Origin of the sequence: uncultured Kluyvera sp., from assembly GCF_902485085.1 — a bacterium.
In the GTDB taxonomy this organism is placed as follows: Bacteria; Pseudomonadota; Gammaproteobacteria; order Enterobacterales; family Enterobacteriaceae; genus Kluyvera; species Kluyvera ascorbata.
The window spans coordinates 1-5825 of the sequence record NZ_CABTJS010000007.1; the positions used below are offsets into that span (position 1 = coordinate 1).

General features: G+C 55.3%; 5 protein-coding genes. 4 read left to right on the plus strand and 1 reads right to left on the minus strand.

What is annotated here, in order from left to right:
* Nucleotides 1-63: 50S ribosomal protein L34 (gene rpmH / locus RDN66_RS01455; protein ID WP_190311359.1), on the minus strand; the 63-nt coding region annotated here is incomplete at its 3' end.
* A 599-nt stretch (nt 64-662) separates the two neighbouring features.
* Between rpmH and dnaA the strand changes: the two genes are divergently transcribed.
* The 4 genes from dnaA to RDN66_RS01475 form a co-directional block, all read left to right on the plus strand.
* Complete coding sequence (dnaA, locus tag RDN66_RS01460; protein WP_010426558.1) at nt 663-2057, plus strand: chromosomal replication initiator protein DnaA; 1395 nt, start codon at nt 663-665, stop codon at nt 2055-2057.
* A gap of 4 nt (nt 2058-2061) precedes the next feature.
* On the plus strand, nt 2062-3162 hold the full coding sequence (gene dnaN, locus RDN66_RS01465) for a DNA polymerase III subunit beta (RefSeq protein ID WP_008500170.1): 1101 nt from the start codon (nt 2062-2064) through the stop codon (nt 3160-3162).
* A complete protein-coding gene (gene recF, locus RDN66_RS01470; RefSeq protein ID WP_008500169.1) occupies nt 3162-4235 on the plus strand; it encodes a DNA replication/repair protein RecF in 1074 nt (357 codons plus the stop codon). The genes dnaN and recF overlap by 1 nt, the downstream gene beginning before the upstream one ends.
* A 28-nt stretch (nt 4236-4263) precedes the next feature.
* Nucleotides 4264-5825 (plus strand): DNA gyrase subunit B (locus tag RDN66_RS01475; protein ID WP_308537477.1); only part of this gene is annotated, 1562 nt, incomplete at its 3' end.

Here is a 5825-nt window from a genome sequence, read left to right on the forward strand (position 1 = left end):
ACGAGCACGGAAGCCGTGAGAACGGTTGCGCTTCAGTACAGACGGTTGAAAAGTGCGTTTCATGGCGATTTCTACCTAAACTTGAATAAATTCACTGACTTTTGCGTATACCCGAACGAGTTTCGAACGACTAACGCCTCAGCGTGGGTGATTAAAGAGGCCGGATTGTAATAATTGTACACTCCGGAGTCAATTCTCTTTCCTTATTTCCCGCGTATTTCCGCACGTTTTCGCGTGGAAAATGAGCAACGGACGACGCAGGAAGATGAGCATCACGCGCCGGGTCGAGGATTATACGGGCTCACCGATAAAGCGCAAGGATCGTCCCGGATCTTCGTTAGATCATTTAAGCAATAAATTGGCTGTGCTCATTAATTTTTCCAATATGCGGGCTAAATCGTGGGGCACTCGCGCCAGGATCGTTTACACTTAACCGGTTTCTGATCTTCCTGTGGATAAATCGGGAAGAATCTGTGAGAAACAGAAGATCTCTGGCTCAGTTTAGGCTATGATCCGCGGTCCCGATCGGGATCCCAGGATCCTGGTCAGGATAAATTGCAGATAGCAATTCGCACGTCCCCCTTTACACAGGGTCATGCCGATGTGCGCCAACAATCATGAATATTCAATAGTTTTCTTTTATTGTTCGAGTGGAGTCCGCCGTGTCACTTTCGCTTTGGCAGCAGTGTCTTGCCCGATTGCAGGATGAGTTACCAGCCACAGAATTCAGTATGTGGATCCGCCCGTTGCAGGCGGAACTGAGCGATAACACGCTGGCTTTGTACGCGCCAAACCGTTTTGTGCTCGATTGGGTAAGGGACAAGTACCTTAATAACATCAATGGACTGCTGAACGATTTCTGCGGGTCAGATGCCCCACAGCTGCGCTTTGAAGTGGGCACAAAGCCGGTCACCCAAACCGTACGTGAAACCGTGAATGTGGCTGCGCCTGCTCAGGCCGCACCCGCGCCGGCTCCTCGCGTCGCTCCTGCTCGTCAGGGTTGGGATAATGTTCCTGCACCGGCTGAGCCAACCTACCGCTCTAACGTAAACGTCAAACACACGTTCGATAACTTCGTTGAAGGTAAGTCGAACCAGCTGGCGCGCGCGGCGGCTCGCCAGGTTGCTGATAACCCAGGTGGGGCCTACAACCCGCTGTTCCTGTATGGCGGCACGGGTCTCGGTAAAACGCACCTGCTGCACGCGGTGGGCAACGGCATTATGGCGCGCAAGCCCAATGCCAAAGTGGTGTATATGCACTCCGAACGCTTCGTTCAGGACATGGTAAAAGCCCTGCAAAACAATGCGATCGAAGAGTTTAAACGCTACTACCGTTCCGTTGACGCGCTGCTGATCGATGACATTCAGTTCTTTGCCAATAAAGAACGATCGCAGGAAGAATTTTTCCACACCTTCAATGCCCTGCTGGAAGGCAATCAGCAGATCATTTTGACCTCGGATCGTTATCCAAAAGAGATCAACGGCGTTGAAGATCGTCTGAAATCCCGCTTCGGCTGGGGCCTGACCGTGGCGATCGAGCCACCGGAGCTGGAAACCCGCGTCGCGATCCTGATGAAGAAAGCCGATGAAAACGACATTCGCCTGCCGGGTGAAGTGGCGTTCTTCATTGCCAAGCGTCTGCGCTCCAACGTGCGTGAGCTGGAAGGGGCACTGAACCGTGTTATCGCCAATGCCAACTTTACCGGTCGTGCGATCACCATCGATTTTGTGCGTGAAGCGCTGCGTGATTTGCTGGCATTGCAGGAAAAACTGGTCACTATCGACAATATTCAAAAGACGGTGGCTGAGTACTACAAGATCAAAGTGGCAGATTTACTGTCTAAACGTCGTTCCCGCTCGGTGGCGCGCCCGCGTCAGATGGCGATGGCGCTGGCAAAGGAGTTAACCAACCACAGTCTGCCGGAAATCGGCGATGCGTTTGGTGGCCGTGACCATACGACCGTGCTGCACGCCTGTCGCAAGATTGAGCAGTTACGCGAAGAAAGCCACGACATAAAAGAAGATTTTTCCAATCTAATCAGAACATTATCATCGTGACGCTATGAAATTTACCGTTGAACGTGAACATTTATTAAAACCGCTGCAACAGGTGAGTGGCCCATTAGGCGGCCGCCCAACGCTGCCTATTCTCGGAAACCTGCTGCTTCAGGTCGCGGACGGTACGCTGTCGCTGACCGGTACAGATCTGGAAATGGAAATGATCGCGCGCGTTACGCTGACGCAGCCGCACGACGCGGGCGCGACCACGGTTCCGGCACGTAAATTCTTTGATATCTGCCGCGGGCTGCCGGAAGGTGCTGAAATCGCCGTGCAGCTGGAAGGCGACCGTATGCTGGTGCGCTCTGGCCGCAGCCGTTTCTCGCTCTCCACGCTGCCTGCAGCGGACTTCCCGAACCTGGACGACTGGCAGAGCGAAGTGGAATTCACCCTGCCGCAGGCGACGATGAAGCGTCTGATTGAAGCCACCCAGTTCTCCATGGCGCATCAGGACGTTCGTTACTACTTAAACGGCATGCTGTTCGAAACCGAAGGTGAAGAGCTGCGTACCGTGGCGACCGACGGCCACCGTCTGGCGGTCTGTTCCATGCCGATTGGCGACTCGCTGCCAAACCATTCGGTGATCGTGCCGCGTAAAGGGGTGATTGAGCTGATGCGTATGCTCGACGGCGGCGACACGCCGCTGCGCGTGCAGATCGGCAGCAATAACATCCGCGCTCACGTGGGCGATTTTGTCTTCACATCGAAGCTGGTTGACGGCCGTTTCCCGGATTATCGCCGCGTATTGCCGAAGAACCCGGACAAAACGCTGGAAGCCGGTTGCGACAGCCTCAAGCAGGCCTTTGCCCGTGCCGCGATCCTCTCCAACGAGAAATTCCGCGGCGTGCGCCTGTACGTGAGTGAAAACCAGATCAAAATCACCGCCAACAACCCGGAGCAGGAAGAGGCAGAAGAGATTCTGGACGTCACCTACGCCGGGGCTGAGATGGAAATCGGCTTCAACGTTAGCTACGTGCTGGATGTGCTGAACGCGCTGAAATGCGAGAACGTGCGCATCCTGCTGACCGACTCCGTTTCGAGCGTACAGATTGAAGATGCCGCATCACAGTCGGCTGCCTATGTTGTCATGCCAATGAGACTGTAATGTCGCTCACCCGTCTGTTGATCCGCGACTTTCGCAACATCGAAAGCGCGGATCTCGCTTTATCCCCTGGCTTTAATTTCCTGGTTGGCGCGAACGGCAGCGGCAAAACCAGCGTGCTGGAAGCCATCTATACGCTCGGCCACGGTCGGGCGTTTCGCAGTTTGCAGATTGGTCGCGTGATTCGCCACGAGCAGGAATCTTTTGTTCTGCACGGGCGTTTGCAGGGCGAGGAGCGGGAGACCGCCATCGGCCTGACCAAAGACAAGCAGGGCGACAGCAAGGTGCGCATCGACGGTACCGACGGCCACAAGGTGGCCGAGCTGGCGCTGCTGATGCCGATGCAGCTGATCACGCCCGAGGGGTTTACTTTACTCAACGGCGGCCCCAAATACAGAAGAGCGTTCCTCGACTGGGGATGCTTTCACAACGAAGCCGGCTTCTTTAACGCCTGGAGCAACCTGAAGCGTCTGCTCAAGCAGCGTAACGCCGCGTTGCGCCAGGTGACGCGCTACGCCCAGCTGCGTCCGTGGGACATGGAGTTAATCCCTCTTGCGGAACAAATCAGCAACTGGCGTGCCGAATACAGCGCAGGTATTGCCGAAGACATGGCCGACACCTGCAAACAGTTTTTACCCGAGTTCTCTCTCACCTTCTCCTTCCAGCGCGGCTGGGAGAAAGAGACGGACTATGCCGAGGTGTTAGAGAGAAGCTTCGAGCGCGACCGCATGTTGACCTACACCGCGCACGGCCCGCACAAGGCGGATTTCCGCATTCGTGCCGACGGTGCGCCGGTGGAAGACACGTTGTCGCGCGGGCAGCTCAAGCTCCTGATGTGTGCGTTGCGCCTGGCGCAGGGGGAGTTCCTCACCCGCGAGAGCGGGCGACGCTGCCTGTACCTGATAGATGATTTTGCCTCGGAACTTGACGACGCGCGGCGCGGGCTGCTTGCCAGCCGCTTAAAAGCCACGCAGTCGCAGGTTTTCGTCAGCGCCATTAGCGCTGAACACGTTATGGACATGTCGGACGAAAATTCGAAGATGTTTACCGTGGAAAAGGGTAAAATAACGGATTAACCCAAGTTGAAATGAGCGAGAAACGTTGATGTCGAATTCTTATGACTCCTCCAGTATCAAAGTCCTGAAAGGGCTGGATGCGGTGCGTAAGCGCCCGGGTATGTATATCGGCGACACGGATGACGGCACCGGTCTGCACCACATGGTATTTGAGGTTGTGGATAACGCTATCGACGAAGCGCTCGCTGGTTACTGCAAAGATATCGTTGTCACCATCCACAGCGATAACTCCGTATCCGTACAGGATGACGGCCGTGGTATCCCAACCGGTATTCACCCGGAAGAGGGCGTTTCTGCTGCGGAAGTCATCATGACCGTTCTGCACGCAGGCGGTAAGTTCGACGATAACTCCTATAAAGTCTCCGGCGGTCTGCACGGCGTGGGCGTTTCCGTGGTTAACGCCCTGTCCCAGAAACTGGAACTGGTTATCCAGCGCGATAACAAAATTCACCGTCAGATTTACGCGCACGGCGTGCCGCAGGCACCGCTGGCCGTCACCGGCGATACCGAAAAAACCGGTACCATGGTACGTTTCTGGCCGAGCTACGAAACCTTCACCAATGTCGTCGAGTTCGAATACGATATCCTGGCAAAACGTCTGCGCGAGCTGTCGTTCCTGAACTCCGGCGTTTCTATTCGTCTGCGCGATAAGCGTGACGGTAAAGAAGACCATTTCCACTACGAAGGCGGCATCAAGGCGTTCGTTGAGTACCTCAACAAGAACAAAACGCCAATTCACCCGAATATCTTCTATTTCTCCACCGAAAAAGACGGTATCGGCGTTGAAGTTGCGCTGCAGTGGAACGATGGCTTCCAGGAAAATATCTACTGCTTCACCAACAACATTCCGCAGCGTGATGGCGGTACTCACCTTGCAGGCTTCCGTGCGGCGATGACCCGTACCCTGAACGCCTACATGGACAAAGAAGGCTACAGCAAAAAAGCCAAAGTCAGCGCCACCGGTGACGATGCTCGTGAAGGTCTGATTGCCGTCGTTTCCGTGAAGGTGCCGGATCCGAAATTCTCCTCACAGACCAAAGATAAACTGGTCTCCTCCGAGGTGAAAACGGCGGTAGAACAGCAGATGAACGAACTGCTGAGCGAATACCTGCTGGAAAATCCGTCCGACGCGAAAATCGTCGTAGGCAAAATTATCGACGCGGCGCGTGCGCGTGAAGCGGCGCGTAAAGCCCGTGAAATGACCCGCCGTAAAGGCGCGCTGGACCTCGCTGGCCTGCCGGGCAAACTGGCAGACTGTCAGGAACGCGACCCGGCGTTGTCTGAACTGTACCTCGTGGAAGGGGACTCTGCGGGCGGCTCTGCGAAGCAGGGGCGTAACCGTAAGAACCAGGCGATTCTGCCGCTGAAAGGTAAAATCCTCAACGTTGAGAAGGCGCGCTTCGACAAGATGCTCTCCTCTCAGGAAGTGGCCACGCTGATTACCGCGCTGGGCTGCGGCATCGGTCGCGATGAGTACAACCCGGACAAACTGCGTTATCACAGCATCATCATCATGACCGATGCGGACGTCGACGGCTCGCACATTCGTACGCTGCTGTTGACCTTCTTCTATCGTCAGATGCCGGAAAT